The following is a 22,797-nucleotide window of genomic DNA, read 5'->3' as shown; positions in this document are numbered from 1 at the left end:
GTGTATCCCCTATTTCTGCGTTTTTAAATTCAAATAATCTAAAGATTAACCCTTCCTGATGAGAAGGGGTCGCCATTCTAACCAAGTTATCCACATCTGTCATGACGATTTCAGTTGATTTTGTCTAAAAAGAAATCTCTTGTGAATAAATTTAAATTCAAAATGGCTTGTGTATAACTTTTTGCACAACCTGTGGATAAATTAACACATAAACTTATCCACAATCCATAAATATAGTAAAAACAGAGTTATCAACAACTCAAATATATGTTTTTTAAATTTAAAAGTGCGAAATCCACAGAAAAAGTTATCCCTAATAAGAATAAATTTAAATTTCTAAATTTGAATTTATTTAATAGGGTGGTGATCTTTTGTGGATAACTGCAAAATATGAATTTAAATTCAAATACAGCAAATCCAAACCAAGATGGTATCTTGTTTTGTTGATAAGTATGTATATAAGGTGTGTGTATATTAAAAGTTCTAATAAAAATAGACAATTACTTTGTGTATAACTTTTAAAGCTATATATTGCACTGAATTATGACCGTGATAAAAAGAAGAGAAGAGATTAAAAATTTGGGTTAAATACAAAACTTTCTTGGTTTTTCATTGACAGCGTAAACATTGCACAATAAAATCGCGGACCTTTATAGAAAGATCATTTTTGGGAGTTTCAATATGAAACGTACTTTCCAACCATCTGAATTAAAGCGTAAACGCGTTCATGGTTTCCGTGCTCGTATGGCAACTAAAGCTGGTCGTCAAGTATTAGCTCGTCGTCGTGCAAAAGGTCGTCATAGCTTAACTGTTTAATACTGTTACGCTGACCAGACTTGGGTGTGATGACACTTTACAGTTTTAGCACAGACGTGCGAATACGCTGTGCTGCAGATTATAAAAGTGTATTTGATGGTGCGCTTTTTAAAGTGCATCAACCCCATTTTTTATTTCTTGCAAAATTAACCGAACAGCCTAAAAGCCGTTTGGGTATTGTTGTTGCTAAGAAAAAAGTGCGCCGAGCGCATGAAAGAAATCGAATAAAACGTCTTGCTCGTGAGAGCTTTCGTCTACATCAGCCGAATTTTGGATCAGACATAGATGTTGTGGTGATGCCGAAAGTTGGTATAGAAACGATTACGAATGCTGAGCTATATCAACAATTAGACTTTGCTTGGCAAAAATTACAGCGCTTAGCAAAAAAACATTCTAAAGTTGGCACAACCTCGCAGAATTAAGAGATAGCCAATGGTCCGTTTTCTACGTTGGTTGATTCGACTGTATCAAATTGCGATTAGTCCGCTTCTTGGACCCCGTTGTCGTTATATCCCGACTTGTTCCCAATATTCGATAGAAGCATTGCAAACTCATGGTGCGATAAAAGGCGTTTGGTTATCTTCTAAACGGATATGTCGTTGTCATCCGTGGGGAGGATCTGGATATGATCCGGTACCGCCAAAAGCAATTCGTTTTATTTCGTTTCATCAAATAGATTCTCAAACGCATCATGTTGCTGTACCCTTTCGTGATCGTTTACTGAAGCAAAATCTCTCTAACCATTTGGGGTAATAGATATGCAACAATGGGCCAGGTTTGCAATTCTCGGGGCCATGTTTGTCACCGCATATTTGCTCATTTTGGCTTGGCAAAAAGATTATGGAAATGCTGCAACTGCTCCGCAACAACAAGCGGCAGCTGTAAGTTCGCATGAAGTATCTGCTGATTTGCCAAATGCTAAAAATGCAACAGTGGCTTCCGATGTGCCACAAGCAAATATTGCGCAGTCACAAACCACAGATGCAACTGCACCTGTGAATCAACAGCTTATTTCAGTACAAACTGACCTTTACCATATTTGGATTAATCCAAAAGGTGGTGATATTGTTCGTATTGAATTACTCTCACACGACAAAAGCAAAGACAGCGATCAACCTTTTGTTATGCTTGAAAATGATGCCAAGCGTACATATGTTGCTCAATCTGGCTTAATTGGTTTGAATGGACCAGATAGTAGTCGTGGTGGTCGTCCATTATATGCTGTTGAAAAGACATCATATACTTTGGCTGATGCTAAAGGTGTACAGGACCAAAAGGGTCAATCTGAAAAAGTTTTAAACGTTCCAATGGTATTTAAAACACCTGAAGGCGTTGAAATTATTAAAACTTTTACCTTTACTCAAGGTCAATATCCAATTGTTGTAAAACATCAAGTAATTAACCGTAGCCAACAAAGTTGGCAAGGACAGATGTTTGGACAATTAAAGCGCGATAATTCTGAAGATCCAGGTAAATCTTCTCAAGGTATTTTCACTCTAGGAACTTTCTTAGGTGGAGCTTGGGGAACGCCTGATGCACATTACAACAAGCTTAAATTTGCTAATTTCTCAGAAGAAAAAGTAAATACTGAAGCGAAAGGTGGATGGGTTGCGATTGTTCAGCATTATTTTGTAAGTGCTTGGATTCCTGGAAACCTTAAGCTGACTCAAGCGAATGGTCAGCCTTATGTAGCTAAGCTTGAATCTCGTCAATCTGCTGATCACATGAATATCATTGGTTTTACCTCACCAGTGATTAATGTTCCGGCAGGCACTTCAATGGAAGTGGATGCAAAACTTTATTCAGGTCCGAAAGTACAATCTGAATTAAAAGATTTAGCTGTTGGTTTAAATCAGACTGTTGATTATGGTTGGTTATGGCCGATTGCTAAACTCTTGTTCTTAGGTCTTCAATTCTTCCATAGCATTGTTGGTAACTGGGGATGGTCAATCATCTTGCTTACCATTATGGTGAAGATGATCTTGTGGCCTTTATCTTCAAAAAGTTATCGTTCTATGGCGAAAATGCGTGTGATTGCACCAGAAATGCAACGCATGAAAGAAGAGTTCGGTGAAGACCGTATGCGCTTCTCGCAAGAAATGATGGCTTTATATAAGCGTGAACAAGTAAATCCACTTTCAGGTTGTTTACCATTGTTGCTACAAATGCCAATTTTCCTTGCTTTGTACTGGGTACTCATGGAAAGTGTGGAATTACGTCACGCACCATGGTTAGGTTGGATTCAAGATTTGTCAGCAATGGATCCTTGGTTCATCTTGCCGTTAATCATGGGTGCTACCATGTTTGCGCAGCAAATGTTGAACCCACAACCCGCTGATCCAATGCAGGCAAAAGTGTTCCGCATTATGCCGATTATGTTCACGGTATTTATGTTGTTCTTCCCTGCCGGTCTCGTACTATACTGGATTGTGAACAACAGTATTACTATTTTACAGCAGTCGTTTATTAATAAGAGCGTTGAGAAAAGTCGTATCAATAAGACTGAATCAGCTTCTTAATCGTTGAACTTTTGCTGAATAAATCCGCTTAAGATGGTAATCTTAGGCGGATTTTTCTTTGGCTGGATTTTAGGTTTTTAGGTGAATAATATGCAAAGTCAAACCACGATTGCCGCAATTGCAACGCCACCTGGGCGTGGTGGTGTGGGCGTGATTCGCCTATCTGGACCTAAGGCTTATGAAATTGCTCAAAACCTGACACAAAAAAACTTGCCAGAAGCGCGTATGGCAGGTTTCCGTAAATTTTATGATGCTGATGGCAGCATTATGGATGAAGGGATTGTTCTATGCTTTCCCAATCCTCACTCGTTTACAGGTGAAGATGTTGTAGAGCTACAAGGCCACGGCGGTCCAGTCATCCAAAATGCCTTGCTTGGGCGTCTATTTGAGCTTGGTGCAATTGCTGCAAAAGCCGGCGAATTTTCCATGCGTGCTTTTGAAAATGGCAAGATGGACTTGGTACAAGCGGAAGCGATTGCCGACTTGATTGATGCGACTTCGCAAGCTGCGGCACGCTCTGCGGTTCGCTCTTTACAAGGCGCTTTTTCAACAAAAATTAATACTGTTTTAGAAAAACTGATTCATTTACGCTTGCATGTTGAAGCAGCAATTGATTTTCCTGAAGAAGAAATCGATTTCTTGGCAGATGGTAAAATTTTAGCTTTACTTGAAGATGTTCAGCATTCGGTACATGCTGTTCAAACCTCTGCACGACAAGGTCAATTATTACGTGAAGGTTTGCAAGTCGTTATTGCTGGTAAACCAAATGCGGGTAAGTCGAGCTTGTTGAATGCACTTGCTGGTGTTGAGCGTGCAATTGTGACCGATATTGCTGGTACTACTCGTGATGTTTTACATGAAAAAATTAGCTTAAATGGTCTACCAATCACCTTAACCGATACTGCGGGTCTTCGTGAAACAGGTGACATCGTTGAAAAAGAAGGGATTCGTCGTGCAATCAAAGAAATTGAACAAGCTGATTTGTTATTGCTGGTTTATGATTTAAACCAAGGTGATGACCCATTAAAACTTGCTCAAGAGTATTTTGCGGAACATATTGAACCGCGTCGTTTAATGTTAATTGGTAATAAATGCGATTTAACTGGTCAATTAGCTGAAATAAGTGATTTTCAAGGTTTCCGTCATATAACCGTTTCTGCAAAACAAGAGATGGGCGTGCAAAGCCTCGTAGATGCGATTACAGCGCATGCGGGCTTCCACCCTGAGGAAGACACCTTTATTGCAAGAACACGTCATTTAGACGCAATGAAGCGCACACAGCTCTATCTTTCAGAAGCACGCGAGCAACTTGTTGTGTTTAACGCAGGTGAACTGGTTGCTGAGTCACTACGTCTTGCCCAAAATGCTTTAGGTGAAATTACCGGTGACTTTAGTGCCGATGACCTATTAGGCAAGATTTTTGGTTCATTCTGTATTGGAAAATAATTACAAAATTCTGAATGATGCACATGGCTGTGTCATTCAGTCACCTCGTTAACCGTATCTTTTTAGAACCTTTAAAAACTCATCTAGCTCATTTTGATCAACTTGTGCGTCTTTGAGCACGTGGTGATGTAAATGCTGTTCCATTAATTCACTCATCAAACCGTTTATTGCCCCTTTAATTGCAGCAACTTGTTGTAGTATTTCTATGCATGAAATATCTGGTTGTTCAACAGCATGCTCAATGCTGTTGATTTGTCCTTTTAGTCGTTTTACACGATTAAGTATTTTTTTATCCTGACCAATGTGACTCATCTGGGTTCTCTTGTATAATTCAATATACTGGTAGGGAGTATATTGGGTTTAAATATTATGCAGGATCATAGTGTATCACGTCATCATCAACATCAGTTTGATGAAGGAAATCCACTTGCACAAAAACGTATTTTGATTGCAACAATTTTAACGGCATCCATGATGGTGTTAGAAATATTCGGTGGATGGTTTTTCAATTCAATGGCACTACTGGCTGATGGTTGGCATATGAGTTCCCATATGTTGGCTCTCGGTTTAGCCTATTTTGCCTATCGCGCGGCTCGTCATTATTCCAAAGATCGTCGGTTTAGTTTCGGAACTTGGAAAATCGAGATTTTAGCGGGTTATAGCAGTGCAATTTTGTTGATGGTTGTCGCCATTTTTATGGCGTTTCAGTCGATACAACGTTTATTTAATCCAGTTGAAATTTTTTATAATGAAGCGATTCCGATTGCAATTTTAGGTTTGGTCATTAACTTGATTTGCGCATGGTTACTTCACGATGATGGGCACCATCACCATCACCATCACCATCACCATCACCATCACCATCACGAGCATGATCATGGGCATCACCACCACGATTTAAACCAAAAAGCTGCATTTTTACATGTGGTTGCAGATGCAGTAACTTCTGTTTTTGCAATTATTGCGCTTTTCGCAGGTAAGTATTTCGGATGGGATTTTTTAGATGCACTTTTAGGAATTTTAGGTGCTATTTTGGTTGCAAAATGGTCTCTGGGATTAATGAAAGAGACAGGAAAAACCCTTTTAGACGCAGAAATGGATCATCCGGTAGTTGAAGAGATCCGTGAAGTAATTGCTGAGTTTCCTAAACATATTGAAATTACGGATATTCATGTCTGGAAAGTCGCGAAAGGTAAGTTTTCTTGTATTTTGGCACTCGAAACTGATGATATTTCTTTAACCGCAGATCAGATTCGTCATGCTTTGTCCATTCATGATGAAATTGTGCATATTTCAGTAGAAATTAATACTCTAAAACCTATTTATGTTCCACGTGAAACATTGGCATAAATGAGTGGAAGTTTGGTTATAACTCGGTAATCAGTTCTGTTTTAAAAAGCTGAACTGATTAAAATGATCTCCTCTCCAACGCATGAGTCGGTTTTATGCTTAAAAAATTAGGAATATTGGCATTATTTAGCCTAACTGCAAGTGTGAGTTTCGCTAATGTAGATACTGTTAGGGAAAATATTAAAAAACAATATCCTAATTTGAAAATTAGCAATATTCAGAAAACTGAAATGCCCGGGCTATATAGCGCTAATCTTGATCAGCAAATCATTTATGTTGGTGAAGATGGGCAACATATGTTTGTAGGCTCTATGATTCGGTTAAAAGACCAAAAGAACTTAACCAAAGATCTAGTTTTAGGACAGAACTCAATTGATTGGAAACAACTGCCTTTAAAAGATGCGATTAAAACAGTCAAAGGTAATGGCCAGCATGTTTTAGCAGTATTTTCTGATCCAAATTGTCCTTATTGTAAGCAGCTTGAACCTGAACTCGATAAGCTTAAAGATGTGACTATTTATACGTTCATCTATCCTTTAAAACCTCAGTCTATTGTGGTTTCTAGACAAGTTTGGTGTGCACCAAATCAATCTTACTCATGGAAAAAACTGATTCAGCAAGGTGTTAAACCAACAGTTACGAGCTGTGCAAACCCAATTGACCGTAATTTGGAATTAGGAAAAAAACTCGGCTTTAACGGCACCCCTACCCTAATTTTTGCGAATGGTTTCAAACTGGTTGGCGCACGCTCTGCTGAAGAAATTCAGGCCGTATGGAAAGAGTTAGGTCTTTAAAATAAATTAAAAAAAGCACCATAAGGTGCTTTTTTTATAAATGAATTAAAGTTTAGCTTTTTCGTGTAATCAAGTTGTAGATAAAAAGAATAACGATGGCACCAATCACGGATGCGATAAAGCCTGCAGCTGAGTTTTCGCCGTAAAGTCCAAGTAAACGACCACCATAAGTAGCTAGAAGTGAACCTGCAATACCAATCAAGGTCGTTACGATGAAACCTGCTTTATCATCCCCAGGATGCAAAGCACGAGCGATTAAGCCAGCAAAGAAACCAACTACAATAGCAACAATAAGTGACCACATATTTGTTCTCCAGTTGTTTTTTTGATGAAGTTAATGATTTTGCTTCATATTCTATCGTGCGGTAGAGCTGTCTATTTTGTCTGTAGCAGATTGCGATTTTTTGTGTCTTTTTTGTTCAAAGCTAAGGCTTTATATAAAAAAATAGCACCTTGCGGTGCTATTTCTCTGAAATTTATAAACCAATTTCACCAATAAATGGCAAGTGGCGATATTTTTGATCGTAGTCTAAGCCGTAACCCACAATGAATCTGTCTTCAACTTCAAAACCTAAAAATTTCACTTCAAGATCAATTTCACGGCGAGATGGTTTACTCACTAATGTGCAGAGTTGAATTGAATTTGGCTCGCGAGTTTGCAACATTTCAACGACTTTGCTTAAGGTATTGCCTGAGTCGATAATGTCTTCAACAACCAATACATCTTTACCGCGAATTTCACCGTCAAGATCTTTTAAGATTTTGACATCTCGACTTGAAGTCGTACCGCCGCCGTAGCTAGACACTGTCATGAAGTCGAGTTCATGCGGTTTAGTAATTGTACGGCACAAGTCTGCCATGAAAATAACAGAACCACGAAGTAGTCCAATAAGAACTAATTCTTTATCACTATTTGCATAGTGAGCGTTAATTTGCTCGCCGAGCTCTTTGACTTTTGCTTGAATTTCTTCGGTTGAAATCATGATGCTCATTGCAACAGTCATGGCAGATTCCTACAAGATATAAAAGAAAAAATAAAAAAGGTGTTGACCTGCAACACCTCGAAAATCTGAGTTAATGGTAAAATTTTAAAGCAAAATGACGTTTCATGCACCCTTTGATGGCTGTGAAATTTTATCATTTTGCGGATTATGTCGATCACGCTTTAATGCAAGAGCACATATTCCAAATAATAACAAAAACTTAACAATGACTTTTTTATTTGGCTGTTTCTTTTTGATAAGCACGGTTTCCATAAATATAAGTCGCCTCAATATTACGGTCATCACCTAAAGTGAATAATGCAAACAGTGAGTCTTCAACAGATTTGGATTTAGACTGGCGAAGTTCCTGTAATGCTGTTGGCTTGAGATTCAGTACCACAAAGTCTGCTTCTTTACCGACATTGAAGTTGCCTAACTGATCTTGTAAATCAAGCGCTTTTGCTCCACCTAAAGTTGCATGATAGAGCGCTTCATAAGCTGAAAGTTTATCACCTTGTAACTGCTGAACCTTATAAGCCTCGTTAACGGTTTGCAGCAAACTAAATGATGTACCAGCACCGATATCTGTCCCTAAGCCTACTTTCACTTGTTTTTCCCAAGTTTTTTTCAGTGGAAATAAACCACTGCCTAAGAACAGGTTTGACGTTGGGCAAAATGCAATAGCCGATTGTGTATCATGCATACATTGCCATTCTTGATCTTCTAAGTGAACGCAATGAGCAAATACAGAACGTTTACCAGTCAGGCCATAATGTTGATAAACATCTAAATAGCCTGCTTGTTCTGGAAATAAAGATTTCACCCAAGCGATTTCATCTTTGTTTTCACTTAAATGGGTATGTACATAAACATCTGGAAATTCTTGTTTTAACTGCCCTGCTCTTTCTAACTGTTCAGGTGTAGACGTTGGTGCAAAACGTGGAGTAATCGCATAGAGAGCACGGCCCTTACCATGCCATTTCTCAATCAGTGCTTTGGTGTCGCTGTAAGCTGTTTCTGGCGTATCACAAAGCGCTTCAGGTGCATGGCGGTCCATGAGTACCTTACCAGCAATTAAACGCATCTGAACGTGTTCTGCGGCTTTAAATAAGGCATCAACAGACTCGGGGTGAACCGTACAGAAAACCAATGCTGTGGTTGTACCGTGTTTCAGTAGCTCTTGAACAAAGAATTGGGCAATTTCACTTGCATATGCTTTGTCCTGAAACTGGATTTCAGTTGGGAACGTATAAGTATTGAGCCAGCTCAAAAGTTGTTCGCCGTATGCTCCAACCATTTCTGTTTGCGGGAAATGAATATGGGTATCAATAAAGCCAGGTACAATCAATTGTTCTGGATAATGTTGAATCTCAACCCCAGCAGGTAGATGCTGCTCTGCATCTTCCCATGCACCAAACCATTTGATTTTTCCATGTTCACTAACCAATACACCATCTTCCAAATAACGCACTTGATTTGGAATATCAGTTGGCTCAGAGACGGTTTGCTGGATATCTAAAAAACGACCACGCACAACGGTGGTATTTGCGATCAATGACATGGAAAGCCTTTATATTTTCACTTTTTTCGATTGATTGTACCCCAGTTAGCCAATATTTAAACGGTATAACGTTTACTTAGTCCCCATTCAGCCAAAATCCGTCGATAAGTCGTTGATGAACGGTCTGCTTCAAAATGTGCTTCCATCATTAAATCAAGCGGCAGTTCTTCTGGCTTTTGTGATTCGACCATATCTTGGTCTTCGGCAAAAATTTGGGCATTAAACGCATATACCTTTTCTAAATCACCTGTCTGATCAAAGTTACGGGTGAGTGGAACAAATAAACGGGTTTTATTGATTGAAATAGGACAGCACGCATTCAAGATTTTTAAGACCCCACCTTCTGGAAAATCGACTGTAAGGACGGCTGAAAAAGGTGGATAGACATCAAAGGTGCGCTTCCACAAAAAGCCTTCTGGCTCGAGATGTTTTAGTTCATGTGGATAATTACTGACATTACTGATATAGACCGTTTTTAAACCATAGTCGGTACGTTCAGTATGATATTTAGGGACGACGGGATTATCACGACTCGCAAAGGCATTATGATGTACCCACGCAAAATGAGCGACATCTATAAACCCTTCAAGTTGACGTCCGCTAGAACCGCCAATATCTACAAAAGGCGGTAAAATTGATTGATGCTCTGCGTGGTCCCAAGTATCTAATATAGGAATATTGGCTTTAGCAATATCACGACCATGAATACTGGTCCAAATGAGACCATATCGTTCAACAACTGGAAATTTGGTCAGAGAAAAACGATCAGAAATTTTGGTTAACTCGGGTTGAGCTGGTATTTGAGTACATTTCCCTTCAGTGTTATAGCGTAGACCATGATAAGGACACACAATCTCCTCACCATCCACCCAACCTTTGGTTAAAGGAACCCCACGATGTGGACAAATATCTCGAACTAGATGAATTTCACCACTTTCTGTTTTATATAACGCCATATTGACGTCTAGTAGCGTGACTCGTTGAGGTGCAGTAGAGACATCTTGAGTACGTGCGACGGGATACCAGTGAGTAGATAAAATTTCCCAATCTTTTGCTTCAAAACTACTGTTACACGGCATGGCAAGGGGCGTTAAAGTTGGAATCGCATTCATGGCATCACTCCTTAAAAAAATCAGGGCTCTCACGAGCCCTTAAAATCTAGGCTTTTTTCTTTTTAGGAGATGCAAAGAGCTTGCCAATATTGATTTTTAATTGAAGAAATAAGAATAAAATTATTAAATTACATAAGATTAAGTCATTATATTTTTGAATTTTTGTTCTAATTTAGCTTTAGAAACTAAAGTTCATTATTCGCTATATACGTAAAATGCACTGTTTGATTGCGAATCAAGCATAATAAAAAAGCACCTCAAAAGTGCTTTTTTAAATACCTCTAGGTACTTATTACTCGACAAAATAATGTGCTGCAAAGTGAGCATCATTACCAATAATGTCATAGCAATCTTCACGAATAGACATACCTGCACATTGATGTCCGACCATCCATAAACCGAGTGTAGGCAGTTGTCCTGAAAATAATGGGGTATCTACCCATTTCTGTGCGACATAACCGTATTTGTCATAGTCATCAAAATAAAAGCTACCAGAAGCCGCACCTTGGTCATGGCCGTCTTGTAAAACTCGAATATTGGCCCCTTCCCTTGCCAAAATCGGCTTTTTCACCCATTTGCCAGACAAAGCTTGTTGCGGTTCATACGCATGGGTTTCAATCAACAATGGATGGTTTGGATAACGCTTCCAAAGCTCAACCAGAATCGCTTTATTTGAAAGTAACATTTTCCAACAAGGTTCAATCCACTGTGTTTGTGGATGGATATATTGAGAAAAGGCTTCTTCCCAGATCCATTCCCATGGGTAGAGCTTAAATATGTTTTGAATGGGCTGATTATGGAGATCAACAAAATCTTGCCCGTTCCAGCCTATGTTTTCCATAGAAAGCTCGGAAACTTGTAGATGAGCTTGATAAGCCGTATCCATCAAGTACTCTAAATTACCCCAGTCTTCCCTTCCAGCCTCCTGACAAGCAGCAAAATGCACATGGCTACCACGCGGTAAAATTGTTTTCCAGCGTTTAATCAGGTCTTCATGAATGCTATTGAATTGATCTCGGTTTGCAATGCCTGAGACTTGTTCTATCCACAGCCACTGCGCGACAGAGGCTTCGAGTAAGCCAGTCGGCGTGTCGGCGTTATATTCCAGCATTTTGATATTTCGCCCATCGTAAGCGAAATCAAAGCGGCCATACAGCATCGGAGCATTTTGTTTCCATGAATGTTCAATATGGTTTATAGCGACTTCAGGAATTTGAAAATAAGCAGGATAGTCGCCCCGTTGAATAAGGTCTCCTACTACCAATAAACACATCTGATGCAGTTCATTTGCTGCATCTTCAAGTTGTTCAATCTGCTTAAGGGTAAACTCATAAGCAACTCCTTCAGACCAGTAAATTGAGCCATCAAGAGAAGGTAAATTAAAATAATCAAAACCAATATTTTGATGCTCCACTTGCCAGTCTGGTCGTGGAGTAAATATTTTTCTTTTCATATTGAGTGAATGCCTAAAGACTTAGCCGCCGAAAGAAAAACCGCTACGGCCAAAACCACCACGAATTGGGGATGAAAAAGACGAACTTTTCGCTGTGCTTGAAATAATTGGTTGGCCTACACTCAAATTGCTGTAAGGATGTAAGGTATTGCCGTGATAAGAAACTTCCCGATTATTTCGATAATACGCAGGACCTAAATAGCGACTACCAACATAGCTAGAACCATGTCCACTGGAGCTATTTTCTTGTTTACATGTTTCATTATTCCAGTCGCGAGCACAGTCATATTGGTTGTTATATACGTCTTGTACTAAAGGACCATCATTATGACTACATGCCGTGATTAATAGAGGGACAACGACAAGATTAATTTTTTTAGAACGCATGAGACTCCACACATTTTAATAAGTATGTTCGGCATAAAATACCGAATAGCTGTTATCTATTATGTTTCTGATTAGGAAAGATAAATTTTAAGTTGGCATATAATATTAATCTGTTTTTTTAAAGTACAGTCTATTTTGAAAATTTAGATAACAAGGCATCTCACGTGTAGATGCCTTGTTGTGATGAATTAAGACTGCAATTGCTTTTTGTTGTGTCGTAGAGAAAGGTAAGCAGTGATTGCTAACACTATTACGATAAAGCTTAACGAGATCCAGATTGGCATGTGGAATACATCAAGCAACAACATTTTCGCACCAATGAACAATAAGATGATGCCTAAACCGTATGGTAAGTAATGCAATTTAGTCGCAGCGCCAGCAAGTAAAAAGAACATTGCGCGTAAACCTAAAATTGCCATTAAGTTCGCCGTTAAAACAATAAACGGGTCGCTAGTTACCGCGAAAATAGCAGGAATAGAGTCTACTGCGAAAATCACGTCTGAAGCTTCAACCAAAATCAAAACTAGAAATAACGGCGTTGCCCACAATAAACCGTTTTGACGTACAAAGAATTTGTCACCTTCAAGCTGTGGTGTAATGCGCATATGGTTACGTAACCATTTTAAGAGCTTGATATCTTCAATATTGGTTTCTTCATCTTGGCCTTTTAAGAACTTAAAGCCTGTATATACTAAGAACGCACCGAAGATATAAAGTACCCAAGAAAACTCTTGAACGAACCATGCACCAATAAAAATAAAGAGGGTACGTAGTACGATGGCACCTAATACGCCGTAGAGCAAAATTTTACGTTGTAGTGCAGCTGGAATAGCAAACGCTGCGAAAATCATTAACCAGACGAAAACGTTGTCAATTGCGAGGGACTTTTCGAGTAAGTAACCCGCAAAGTATTCCATAGTTTTTTGGTTTGCTAAGGTCACCCCAACTGTTTGTTGTAGGTAAAGCCATAAACCACCACCAAATAGGGCTGCGACGCTTACCCACGCCACACTCCAGTAAGCAGCTTGCTTAATTGAGACATCCTGACCTTGCTTTTGCTTAAAGCCTAAAAAGTCAATCAGGAGCATCACAATGACTATGCCAAAGAATGCTATGTACAGCCATAAATTGCCGATCGATTCCATAAATCCTCCATACATCCGGCAATTGGGCATAAAAAAACCTCGACCAGTTGCCAGATGAATTAAACATCTGTATCAACATGATCAAGGTCTTGCCTACATCATGAATTTCACGATGCTCAGATACCGACTTTTTAATAAAAGCGTATTGACGATATCTGACACATAACACTGCTGTTATGTTTGGAGGAGGCTACTCCCCTTGTCAAACTAAATTCTGTTTTGGATAAAACATATCCAAGTCGACATAGAATGGCAGATTTTTTTGTATTACGCAACTGAACTTAATGTCGTGGTTTGAATGCAAAAAAAGATCTATAGGTTATTTAATTAAACCGCGGTCTAAAAGTGGTTTGCAGATAATCTGATAAATATGAATACAGAATGCCGTCAAACTTGTACCGTAAGCATTCCAGAAGTAATAACCTGCTGTATTGACTAGTAGTGCGACAATAAAAGCCCCTAACATGTCTAAAGGGAAATGCACACCTAAATAAATACGTGACCACGCTACCACAAATGACAAAAATAACAGAATGATTCCAATCATTTTGCGCTGAGCAAACAAATAAGATAAAGCAATGGTGCTGAAAATCAGCATATGATTACTTGGAAAAGATGCCGTTGGTGCATGTTCAATAAAAGTCGTACCCACACCCATGACAAACGGTCTTGAGTGATGGTAAAACAGAGAAATAACGTAACCTACTAAAAGTGATACGCAGGTTAAAAAGACAGATTTAATGACCCTATTTTTTAAATCTTGATCGCCATAAAACCATAAAAATGTAAGGATGAATAAGAGAATATAGAGGAGATCATTAGCAAAAAAGATAGCAAGACGAATGATAAATTGACTCGCATCCTGAGCCCCATTAATCACATGGAATAAGCTAAGGTTGAGTGTTTCTAAAGACATTCATATTCCAAACAAGAACAAAAACGTGAGCTATGATAAAGAATTAAGCTTAAGGTCTTGATAAAGAATTGTCACAAAAATGAAATATAGCTCGCTGATGGGTAAAGATTAAACAACAGGTCTAGATATTTTTTAATGCGTGTTCTGGGCGTTAATATTAAAGTGTTAACGTGTTGGCACTTTATTCGAGAACGTTATTTTATGACTACTCAAGAAAAACAGAAAAAATTAAGCTTGAGGCCCCTATCCCCAAGAGATCCTGATCAGCAGCATAGAGCAGCGACTCCACTCGAATTATTGTTCGATTTAATTTTTGTGGTCGCGATTGCAACAGCGGGTCAGCAGTTACATCATGCAATTATTGAAAATCACCTCTGGCATGCATTACCAAGCTACCTGATGGTATTTTTTGCGCTGTGGTGGGCATGGATGAATTTTTCATGGTTTGCCTCGGCTTACGATAACGATGATGCATTGTATCGATGTCTTACCTTTATACAGATTGTAGGGTCATTGGTGATGGCAGCGGGTATCCCTGATGTGTTTCGTAGTCAGGATTTTGATGTAATCATTATCGGTTATGTGATCATGCGCATGGCCTTGGTGACTCAGTGGCTCAGAGCAGCAAAACATGATCCTGAAAGGCGAGTTACGGCTTATCGCTATGCAATAGGTATAGTCTTAGTACAAATTGGCTGGCTTGTGGCTAACTTTGCTCATGTACTTTCAATACCTCTATTTTTATTTCTGGTTGTAGTGGAGTTATTTGTTCCAATCTATGCAGAAAAATATTCACCAACGCCGTGGCATCCTCATCATATTGTAGAACGTTATGCCTTACTCACAATTATTGTGTTGGGTGAGTCGATTGTCGGTAGTTTTAATACCATACGTGATGCTTTAGCCGCTCAATCAATGAATATCCCTGCCATTTTCTTGATGGTGGGTGGATTGATGCTCATGTTCGCAATGTGGTGGGCTTATTTTGATCGTAGTGAACAACACCATCATGTAAAAGGTGTACGCCCATTTGTTTGGGGATACGGCCATTATTTTGTTTTTGTCAGTATTGCTGCGGTAGGTGCTGCGCTTGCTGCTGCCGTGGATGTTACAACCCATCATGCGCATATTTCTGATTTATATATGGGAATAGTTGTTGCGGTGAGTGTAGTGCTTTATACCACCTGTATTTGGGTACTTTATGAGTTCCAATGCTTATCTGGAATCACGAAATGGTTTTACCCAATCACAGCGCTCATTATTTTATGTATTCCGTTTATTTGTAATAACGTGGGATATAGCGTTTTTGCGATGGGCATTGTCTATAGTTTACGTTTAATGATTTCTACTAAATTTATGACCAATATAAAGCCAGAAAAGCTTTAAAAGGCACTGATAAAAAAATGGGTTTCAATTTGAAACCCATTTTTTATTGAATCATCTAAAGCGAAATTTAAGCAGCTTTTGCTTTTAATGCACTCATTAATTTTTGATGTAAGCCACCAAAGCCACCATTAGACATAATCACAACGGCATCGCCCTCACCTGCTTCATTGACAATACGCTCAATAATTTCATCAAGTGAACGGCTCACTTGAGCATGGTTAGAAGCAGCTTCAATTACAGGTTGTAAATCCCAATCTAAGCCTTCTGGCTGATACCAGATCACTTCGTCTGCTAAGCGTGCTGAATGTGCTAAGCCATCTTTATGACTGCCCATACGCATCGTGTTTGAACGTGGTTCAATAATGGCCCATAAACGGCGTTCACCTAAGCGTTTACGTGCGCCATCTAAAGTCGTGTCAATTGCTGTTGGATGGTGAGCGAAGTCATCATAAACCTCAATACCATTGACTGTGTCGAGTAATTCCATACGACGTTTCACGCCACCAAAGTTAGACAAAGCTTCACAAGCTGTTTCAAGCGCCACACCCACATGCTGAGCGGCTGCAATGGTTGCTAAAGCATTCGCTACGCTATGTTGCCCTGTCATGGTCCATTTAACTTCACCAACGGCATTGCCATTTTCGAGTACTTTAAAATGACTACCATCAATTGAGATTAATTCGGCAGACAATGCAGCTTTTTCATTCGCTTCTAAACTTGTACGAATCACTGGTGTCCAGCAACCCATTTCAAGCACTTCATCAATATGAGTTTCAGTAATTGGCGCAATAATACGACCTTCACTTGGAATGGTACGCACAAGATGATGGAACTGTTTTTGAATCGCTGCTAGGTCATCAAAAATATCGGCATGGTCAAATTCAAGGTTATTTAAAATCGCCGTTTTTGGGTGATAATGAACAAACTTAGAACGTTTATCAAAGAAAGCGGAGTCATATTCATCGGCTTCAACGCAGAAATATTTGCCACCGCCTAAACGAGCACTTTCACTAAAACCAAGTGGGACACCACCAATTAAAAAGCCCGGATTTAAACCAGCTTGATCAAGTACCCAAGCTAACATGGTCGTAGTTGTTGTTTTCCCGTGAGTACCTGCTACACCAAGTACATGTTTACCTTGTAAAACATGATCGGCAAGGAACTGTGGACCAGAAATATATGGCAGACCTTCGTTTAGCATGTATTCGACAGCATCAATACCACGTTTCATAGCATTGCCGACAATAACCAAGTCCGGATGAGGCTGCAAATGACTACGGTCATAGCCTTGCATGAGTGTAATGCCTGCATTTTCTAACTGGGTAGACATCGGTGGGTAAACGTTTAAATCGGAACCAGTTACCTTATGTCCTAAATCACGAGCCAAAAGTGCTAAAGAGCCCATAAAAGTGCCACAAATACCCAAGATATGCAGATGCATTGCTCGCCTTCTCCACTGCTTTTGTACACAACATTAAAATGAATTGCTGTGTGTGCATTATTGATAAATTTGCCAGCAACGATAGCAAGGCTAAACTCGAAAAGATAGTCAAAAATCGTTGTTGTTCTATGTGTTTGAGACCCTAATAAAACTACAGCTTTATTTTTTAGATTTAAGCTGAATTACAGTTTTATCTTTTATAATGTTTTGTATCGTTAAAATACTTAAATCATCGTGATGATGAAGGATGTGCCTTTGAGCCCAACGGTTTTAGCTTTTACGCTATTAATTATTTCTAACTGCTTTATGACACTTGCATGGTATGGGCATCTTAAATTTTTGCACCACGCTCCACTTTGGCAAGCGATTCTATTCGGTTGGATTATTGCCTTACTTGAATATAGTTTTATGATTCCAGCCACTCGTATGCTAAGTGCACAAGGCTGGTTACTCGGTGAAATGAAGATCACTCAGGAAGTGGTTACATTGGTCGTGTTTGTACCTTTTATGATTTTCTTGTTTAAGCAACCCTTTAAACTCGATTACTTATGGGCGATGTTATGCCTATTCGGTTGTGTTTATTTCGTATTTAGAAGCCAGTAAGCTCCTATGGCTTGTGAATTAAATGATTTATTCTATTTAATAACAAGCCATAGTTAGTAGACATAACTATTTATTTAGCTGAATACTTACATGCTTTTTTTAGAATTTTAGAAAATTGCTGATCTCTTGGCGTTGGGTCTTCATAGTCAAAAGCATAATTACTGTCTGTTGTAGTTAAACTTAAGGCGCCATCAGGCTCAAAATTAGACATGGCAAAACCATAGGTCTGATCGTCACAGTAAATGCGATATTCAGTAATTGAATATAAATTTCCTACTTCAGTCGCACCAAGATAATAACCAGTCATCAGAACTGGTTCTCTCTCATCAGTAGCAGATGTTCCAGTAACAATAAATTTCTCTTGGACTTTGCCAGTTAATGCTCCACTTTTGATTTCTCCGTTATAACCCTTTTCTTTATTTAAAGTTTTAATGGTTTTTTGAAATTCATCGATGTTTAAATTTACTAAAGCCGCGTAACTCGTTGTTGTGCAAAGTGTGAGTATTAGGACTCCAAGAAATTTTTTCATTATTAAGCTCTTATTGATTTGATTAAGTGCGTTATATTAATAAAAATTGAGAATGTGTCACTGTTAAAGCATGACATTTTTTGATGATATTAAAAATATTCGCAGAGCTAGTCAGTTAAATTTTCGTGAGATGAAAAATCAGTCTATAATAGTGGGCTTCCGAACCATTTAAAACTTGGCTCTCGTCGAGATTTATCTTCTTTTACTTTTGTCTCTGGAACATTAGCAATGAATGCGGCCGCAGCACAAGACGCTCAACCTCTCGTTGGAATTATTATGGGTTCTCAATCTGATTGGGCAACTCTCGAAAACACAGCCAATATGCTTAAACAGCTTGGTGTCCCATTTGAAGCGGAAGTGGTATCTGCTCATCGTACTCCAGATCGTTTATTTGAATATGCAGAAACTGCACGTGATCGCGGTATTCAAGTGATTATTGCCGGTGCAGGCGGTGCAGCGCATTTACCTGGAATGTGTGCCGCAAAAACTGATTTACCTGTTTTAGGTGTGCCAGTTAAATCATCAATTTTAAATGGTGTAGATTCTTTGCTTTCAATCGTACAAATGCCAGCAGGTATTGCAGTGGGTACTTTGGCGATTGGTCCAGCTGGTGCGACGAATGCAGCAATTATGGCTGCACAAATCTTAGGTTTAACTCGTCCTGAAATCGCAAAAAATGTTGCTGATTTCCGTGCTGCGCAAACTGATAAAGTGGCAAGCAAAAATATTCCGGGTCAGGTGTAAGAGGCTGAGATGGATAAAACTATCGGTATTTTTGGTGGTGGACAACTGGGCCGTATGATGGCTCAAGCAGCGTTACCATTAAATATTCAATGTACTTTTTTTGAAGCAAATACAGATTGTCCAGCAGGTGTTTTAGGCCAAGTCTTTTCTAGCCAAGATGAGCAAGGCTTAAAGCAGTTTATTGAAAGTGCTGATGTTTTCAGTCTTGAATTTGAAAATACGCCAGTTGAAGATGTTGATGTTTTAACACAAACCAAAACATTGCACCCTCCCCGTGTTGCTTTAGCGACTGCGCAAAATCGTTTGTCAGAAAAAGCATTGTTTGATGAGCTTACTATTCCTGTTGCGCCGTATCGTGCTGTAGATAGCTTAGAAAGCTTGAAAAAGGCTGTTGCTGAGCTTGGTTTACCGATTGTACTTAAGACTGCAACTGGTGGATATGACGGTAAAGGTCAGTTTGTACTTCGTTCAGAAGACCAGATTGATACTGCTTGGGCTGAACTTGGTCCTGCAAAAAGTCTAGTTGCTGAAAGCTTTGTTAAATTCTCTCGTGAAGTTTCAATTATTGCGGTGCGCGGCCAAAATGGTGAGGTAAAAACTTGGCCACTGGCTGAAAATCACCACCATAATGGTATTTTATCGCATTCAATTATTCCAGCACCGAATAGTGAAGCTTTGCAACCCGTTGCTCAAGACTACATTACTCGTTTGTTGAATCACCTTAACTATGTTGGTGTGCTGACTCTCGAGCTATTTGTAACAGAACAAGGTTTATGTGCAAATGAGATGGCACCACGTGTGCATAACTCAGGCCACTGGTCAATTGAAGGCGCGGTTTGTTCTCAGTTTGAAAACCATATTCGAGCTGTTGCAGGATTACCATTAGGCTCAACAGAAGTTATTCGCCCAACAGTTATGATCAATATTATTGGTCAACATCCTAAAACTGAGGATGTACTTGCCTTAAATGGTGCTCATCTGCATCTTTATAACAAGTCAGAACGTGCTGGCCGCAAATTAGGCCATATTACTTTAATGCCTGTGGATAGTAATGAATTGACGAATTTATGCCGTCAATTGGCAGAAATTTTGCCAGAACCACTTGCTTTAACAGCAGATATGACCCTCTAAAAGTATTTTTAATTCTCTAAAAAGCGATCTTCGGATCGCTTTTTTTATCTTTAAATTTAAAAAATGATAGAACATACATATTTTAGGGTTGTGGATAACTTTTTATAGGAATTTTTGAATTTAAATATTGATGGTATTTTTTAAATTTAAAAAGTGAAGCTTGATTATTTTGAATTTAAAGTTAGTTATCCACAAGAGAGTTTGATTTGTAGCTGATGATAGAGCTCATGTTTTTTGAATTCAAAACTAGTGGTGTTTGCTAAAGTGTTTTAAATTTAAAATAACGCGGTAAGTTTGAATTTAAATTATGCGTGATTTTTGAATTTAAAAATATAGATTGTTTGGTTGATTGGATTTTTCGTGTCATCAAGAATAATGAAATATAGAATGGAATCAATAAATAGAGCTGTTTTTGCTCGATTGTGGATAAGTTTATCCACAGAAACGCCTGCGTTATAGTTTAAATTTAAAGAAGTACTTTTGAATTTAAACTTGAGTATCGGTTTTGAATTCAAAAACAATAATTTTGATCTAGAGAATTTTAAATTCAAAAATAAAGTAGAAAATTTGAATTTAAAACATGGGAAATGAATTTAAAGTAGAGATTATGAATTCAAATTTACGTTTTCTCTCTGAAATTTTGGACTCATAATGGTATGGTACTTACAAATTTAAATTTAAAAATCGAACTAGGATAATATGCGACGTTTTTCTTGTATTGTTGGCTCTGTATTTTTAGCGATGACTCAGGCTCAAGCAGAGCTCGTAATTAATGGTTCTACAATATCTAGCAGTGCTACTGTTCCAGTAGTGACGAGTGAAGATTATACGCCTAATAATAATTTCCAAAGCTGTTTGGCAAATTTACGTTCTCAAGCAATTGCTGCTGGAGTATCTGGTACAACTTATGATCGTTATACCCAAAACTTGACCCCAGATTATTCAGTTATTGATAAATTAAACTATCAACCAGAATTTTCGACACCAATTTGGGATTATCTTTCTGGTCTAGTTGATGAAGAGCGCGTTGAGCTTGGTAAACAAAAACTGGCGCAACATCGAGATGTTTTAAACCGTGCTTCTCAAATCTACGGTGTGCCGCCGGAAACAATTGTAGCAGTGTGGGGTGTTGAAAGTAATTTTGGTGATATTTCTGGTAAATATCCTTTATTACAAGCACTCGGCACTTTAAGTTGTGAAGGGCGTCGACAAAGTTATTTCCGCACCGAGTTTTTTGCCACTATGCGTATTTTACAACGTGGTGATTTAACCGAAGATCAACTGAAAGGTTCATGGGCTGGGGCATTTGGTCATACTCAATTTATGCCATCTACCTATGAACGTTTAGCTGTTGATTTTGATGGAGATGGTCGTCGAGATTTAGTGTCGAGTACAGCTGATGCACTGGCTTCAACTGCTAATTTCTTAAATAAAGCAGGTTGGCAAACAGGAATGCCGTGGGGTTTTGAAGTCAAAGTTCCCCAAGGTATGTCAATTGATGGAGAAGGGCGACGTTCAAAGAAAGCTTTAAGTAGCTGGAGTGCACGAGGGGTGACCCGAATTGATGGTTCTCCACTTGTTCAAGGAGCTTTATCTGGTAATACTTCAGCGGGTTTAATGGCACCTGCAGGTATAAATGGTCCAGTATTTTTAGTATTTAAGAATTTTGATGCTATCTACAGCTATAACGCTGCGGAAAGCTATGGACTTGCGATTGCACATTTATCTGATCGTTTAAAAGGTGCTGGTCCATTTGTTGCGTCTTGGCCAACTGATGATCCGGGAACTTCACGTGCAGAACGTCGTGAAATCCAACAATTTTTGATTAATCGTGGCTATGATATTGGTGCAGTTGACGGCCTTATTGGAGATAAAACCCGCGTAGCTATTCGTCAGGAGCAGACTCGTTTAGGTTTAAATCCAACAGGACGGGCAGGGCAACAAATTTTACGTGCATTCCGTCAAGAACAAGCTCAGAAAATGATGCAATAAACTGGAAATAATAAAAAAGGTCTGCTCATGCAGACCTTTTTTATAGGTACTTATATAAGATAATCACTCTAATTTAACTGCTTCCAAAATATCAAAAATAACTGACGTAACATCTTGGCTTAAATCACGATCATTAAAGATTTCATACGCAGTGATCGTGACATCAGTATCACTTGGTAATTGCTTTTGCTCTTCTTCAATTAAATGTTCAATCGGTAACAGAGTCTGTTTTACTTCAAGATGGAGAATATCTTTATATTCGATATTTTCATCCTCAAGCTCGATTTCATGCTCATTGAAAAAGGGAATTAAAATAGAATGGAGGTATGGTTTAATTTCAATAATATCAAACAGTTCAATATCACGAGTTTGTTCAATCGTGCTGATATGATCATTTACTTCAATCAGGATATGATAATAACTCATCTTGATCTCCATTCTATTTTCGTTAGCTCTTATGACCACAATAACATGACTTTGATATCAATT

The 22,797-nt window shown here is 38.7% G+C and carries 24 protein-coding genes; 12 read left to right on the top strand and 12 right to left on the bottom strand.

Features of this window, described 5'->3' with window-relative positions; genetic code table 11:
* Positions 1 to 681 precede the first annotated feature (681 nt).
* From rpmH to mnmE, 5 genes are all read left to right on the top strand, one after another.
* Positions 682 to 816: a 50S ribosomal protein L34 gene (gene rpmH / locus ACYU0V_RS18455; RefSeq protein ID WP_000831329.1), complete on the top strand. Its 135-nt coding sequence runs from the start codon at positions 682 to 684 to the stop codon at positions 814 to 816.
* A gap of 29 nt (positions 817 to 845) precedes the next feature.
* Positions 846 to 1,238 (top strand): ribonuclease P protein component, encoded by a 393-nt coding sequence (gene rnpA, locus ACYU0V_RS18450; RefSeq protein WP_005063921.1) that lies wholly within the window; start codon positions 846 to 848, stop codon positions 1,236 to 1,238.
* A gap of 10 nt (positions 1,239 to 1,248) precedes the next feature.
* Positions 1,249 to 1,569 (top strand): membrane protein insertion efficiency factor YidD, encoded by a 321-nt coding sequence (gene yidD, locus ACYU0V_RS18445; protein WP_086393766.1) that lies wholly within the window; start codon positions 1,249 to 1,251, stop codon positions 1,567 to 1,569.
* A gap of 5 nt (positions 1,570 to 1,574) precedes the next feature.
* The gene (gene yidC, locus ACYU0V_RS18440; protein WP_002115440.1) at positions 1,575 to 3,335 is read left to right on the top strand and encodes a membrane protein insertase YidC; all 1,761 of its coding nucleotides are present in this window, start codon (positions 1,575 to 1,577) and stop codon (positions 3,333 to 3,335) included.
* Positions 3,336 to 3,425: 90 nt separating this feature from the next.
* On the top strand, positions 3,426 to 4,781 hold the full coding sequence (gene mnmE / locus ACYU0V_RS18435) for a tRNA uridine-5-carboxymethylaminomethyl(34) synthesis GTPase MnmE (protein ID WP_461848575.1): 1,356 nt from the start codon (positions 3,426 to 3,428) through the stop codon (positions 4,779 to 4,781).
* Positions 4,782 to 4,829: 48 nt separating this feature from the next.
* On the opposite strand, the gene ACYU0V_RS18430 is transcribed toward mnmE, so the two are convergent.
* Positions 4,830 to 5,093: a metal/formaldehyde-sensitive transcriptional repressor gene (locus ACYU0V_RS18430; RefSeq protein WP_002115414.1), complete on the bottom strand. Its 264-nt coding sequence runs from the start codon at positions 5,091 to 5,093 to the stop codon at positions 4,830 to 4,832.
* A gap of 57 nt (positions 5,094 to 5,150) precedes the next feature.
* Between ACYU0V_RS18430 and dmeF the strand changes: the two genes are divergently transcribed.
* A complete protein-coding gene (dmeF, locus tag ACYU0V_RS18425; RefSeq protein ID WP_213034659.1) occupies positions 5,151 to 6,131 on the top strand; it encodes a CDF family Co(II)/Ni(II) efflux transporter DmeF in 981 nt (326 codons plus the stop codon).
* 95 nt (positions 6,132 to 6,226) lie between these two features.
* Complete coding sequence (locus tag ACYU0V_RS18420) at positions 6,227 to 6,925, top strand: DsbC family protein (RefSeq protein WP_032038253.1); 699 nt, start codon at positions 6,227 to 6,229, stop codon at positions 6,923 to 6,925.
* Positions 6,926 to 6,977: 52 nt separating this feature from the next.
* On the opposite strand, the gene ACYU0V_RS18415 is transcribed toward ACYU0V_RS18420, so the two are convergent.
* The 8 genes from ACYU0V_RS18415 to ACYU0V_RS18380 form a co-directional block, all read right to left on the bottom strand.
* Complete coding sequence (locus ACYU0V_RS18415) at positions 6,978 to 7,229, bottom strand: GlsB/YeaQ/YmgE family stress response membrane protein (protein WP_461848571.1); 252 nt, start codon at positions 7,227 to 7,229, stop codon at positions 6,978 to 6,980.
* 172 nt (positions 7,230 to 7,401) lie between these two features.
* The gene (gene hpt / locus ACYU0V_RS18410; RefSeq protein WP_002115408.1) at positions 7,402 to 7,929 is read right to left on the bottom strand and encodes a hypoxanthine phosphoribosyltransferase; all 528 of its coding nucleotides are present in this window, start codon (positions 7,927 to 7,929) and stop codon (positions 7,402 to 7,404) included.
* Between the two features lie 214 nt (positions 7,930 to 8,143).
* Complete coding sequence (gene guaD / locus ACYU0V_RS18405; protein ID WP_461848569.1) at positions 8,144 to 9,469, bottom strand: guanine deaminase; 1,326 nt, start codon at positions 9,467 to 9,469, stop codon at positions 8,144 to 8,146.
* A gap of 56 nt (positions 9,470 to 9,525) precedes the next feature.
* Positions 9,526 to 10,581 (bottom strand): aromatic ring-hydroxylating oxygenase subunit alpha, encoded by a 1,056-nt coding sequence (locus ACYU0V_RS18400; RefSeq protein ID WP_206236890.1) that lies wholly within the window; start codon positions 10,579 to 10,581, stop codon positions 9,526 to 9,528.
* Between the two features lie 292 nt (positions 10,582 to 10,873).
* Complete coding sequence (locus ACYU0V_RS18395; protein WP_461848566.1) at positions 10,874 to 12,034, bottom strand: glutathionylspermidine synthase family protein; 1,161 nt, start codon at positions 12,032 to 12,034, stop codon at positions 10,874 to 10,876.
* Positions 12,035 to 12,055: 21 nt separating this feature from the next.
* On the bottom strand, positions 12,056 to 12,421 hold the full coding sequence (locus ACYU0V_RS18390; RefSeq protein ID WP_032053122.1) for a hypothetical protein: 366 nt from the start codon (positions 12,419 to 12,421) through the stop codon (positions 12,056 to 12,058).
* Positions 12,422 to 12,609: 188 nt separating this feature from the next.
* A complete protein-coding gene (locus ACYU0V_RS18385; RefSeq protein ID WP_017386224.1) occupies positions 12,610 to 13,566 on the bottom strand; it encodes a TerC family protein in 957 nt (318 codons plus the stop codon).
* A 319-nt stretch (positions 13,567 to 13,885) separates the two neighbouring features.
* Positions 13,886 to 14,482 carry an undecaprenyl-diphosphatase gene (locus ACYU0V_RS18380; RefSeq protein WP_060466610.1) on the bottom strand — a complete coding sequence of 199 codons (597 nt, stop codon included), beginning with the start codon at positions 14,480 to 14,482 and terminating at the stop codon, positions 13,886 to 13,888.
* 135 nt (positions 14,483 to 14,617) lie between these two features.
* Between ACYU0V_RS18380 and ACYU0V_RS18375 the strand changes: the two genes are divergently transcribed.
* Positions 14,618 to 15,868 carry a low temperature requirement protein A gene (locus tag ACYU0V_RS18375; RefSeq protein WP_461848564.1) on the top strand — a complete coding sequence of 417 codons (1,251 nt, stop codon included), beginning with the start codon at positions 14,618 to 14,620 and terminating at the stop codon, positions 15,866 to 15,868.
* Between the two features lie 67 nt (positions 15,869 to 15,935).
* Here ACYU0V_RS18375 and mpl read toward each other — a convergent pair whose 3' ends face one another.
* Positions 15,936 to 17,309, bottom strand: coding sequence for a UDP-N-acetylmuramate:L-alanyl-gamma-D-glutamyl-meso-diaminopimelate ligase (gene mpl / locus ACYU0V_RS18370; protein WP_151283554.1), 1,374 nt, complete (start codon positions 17,307 to 17,309; stop codon positions 15,936 to 15,938).
* Between the two features lie 240 nt (positions 17,310 to 17,549).
* On the opposite strand from mpl, the gene ACYU0V_RS18365 reads away from it, so the two are divergent.
* Positions 17,550 to 17,912, top strand: a complete 363-nt coding sequence (locus ACYU0V_RS18365; protein WP_075384089.1) for a DMT family protein — start codon at positions 17,550 to 17,552, stop codon at positions 17,910 to 17,912.
* 70 nt (positions 17,913 to 17,982) lie between these two features.
* Here the strand turns inward: ACYU0V_RS18365 and ACYU0V_RS18360 are convergent, their stop codons facing one another.
* Positions 17,983 to 18,441 carry a hypothetical protein gene (locus ACYU0V_RS18360; protein WP_060466613.1) on the bottom strand — a complete coding sequence of 153 codons (459 nt, stop codon included), beginning with the start codon at positions 18,439 to 18,441 and terminating at the stop codon, positions 17,983 to 17,985.
* A 228-nt stretch (positions 18,442 to 18,669) separates the two neighbouring features.
* On the opposite strand from ACYU0V_RS18360, the gene purE reads away from it, so the two are divergent.
* The 3 genes from purE to ACYU0V_RS18345 all read left to right on the top strand — a co-directional run bounded on the left by purE (position 18,670) and on the right by ACYU0V_RS18345 (position 22,308).
* Positions 18,670 to 19,185: a 5-(carboxyamino)imidazole ribonucleotide mutase gene (gene purE, locus ACYU0V_RS18355; RefSeq protein WP_002115451.1), complete on the top strand. Its 516-nt coding sequence runs from the start codon at positions 18,670 to 18,672 to the stop codon at positions 19,183 to 19,185.
* Positions 19,186 to 19,194: 9 nt separating this feature from the next.
* On the top strand, positions 19,195 to 20,316 hold the full coding sequence (locus tag ACYU0V_RS18350) for a 5-(carboxyamino)imidazole ribonucleotide synthase (protein WP_461848561.1): 1,122 nt from the start codon (positions 19,195 to 19,197) through the stop codon (positions 20,314 to 20,316).
* A gap of 699 nt (positions 20,317 to 21,015) precedes the next feature.
* A complete protein-coding gene (locus ACYU0V_RS18345; protein ID WP_068550883.1) occupies positions 21,016 to 22,308 on the top strand; it encodes a lytic murein transglycosylase in 1,293 nt (430 codons plus the stop codon).
* A gap of 63 nt (positions 22,309 to 22,371) precedes the next feature.
* Here ACYU0V_RS18345 and ACYU0V_RS18340 read toward each other — a convergent pair whose 3' ends face one another.
* Positions 22,372 to 22,746 carry a hypothetical protein gene (locus ACYU0V_RS18340; protein WP_014207668.1) on the bottom strand — a complete coding sequence of 125 codons (375 nt, stop codon included), beginning with the start codon at positions 22,744 to 22,746 and terminating at the stop codon, positions 22,372 to 22,374.
* Positions 22,747 to 22,797: the final 51 nt, after the last annotated feature.

Source organism: Acinetobacter sp. X9 (assembly GCF_054889255.1).
Note: the sequence above shows the minus strand (reverse complement) of the source record. Positions and strands in the feature narration are given on the sequence as shown.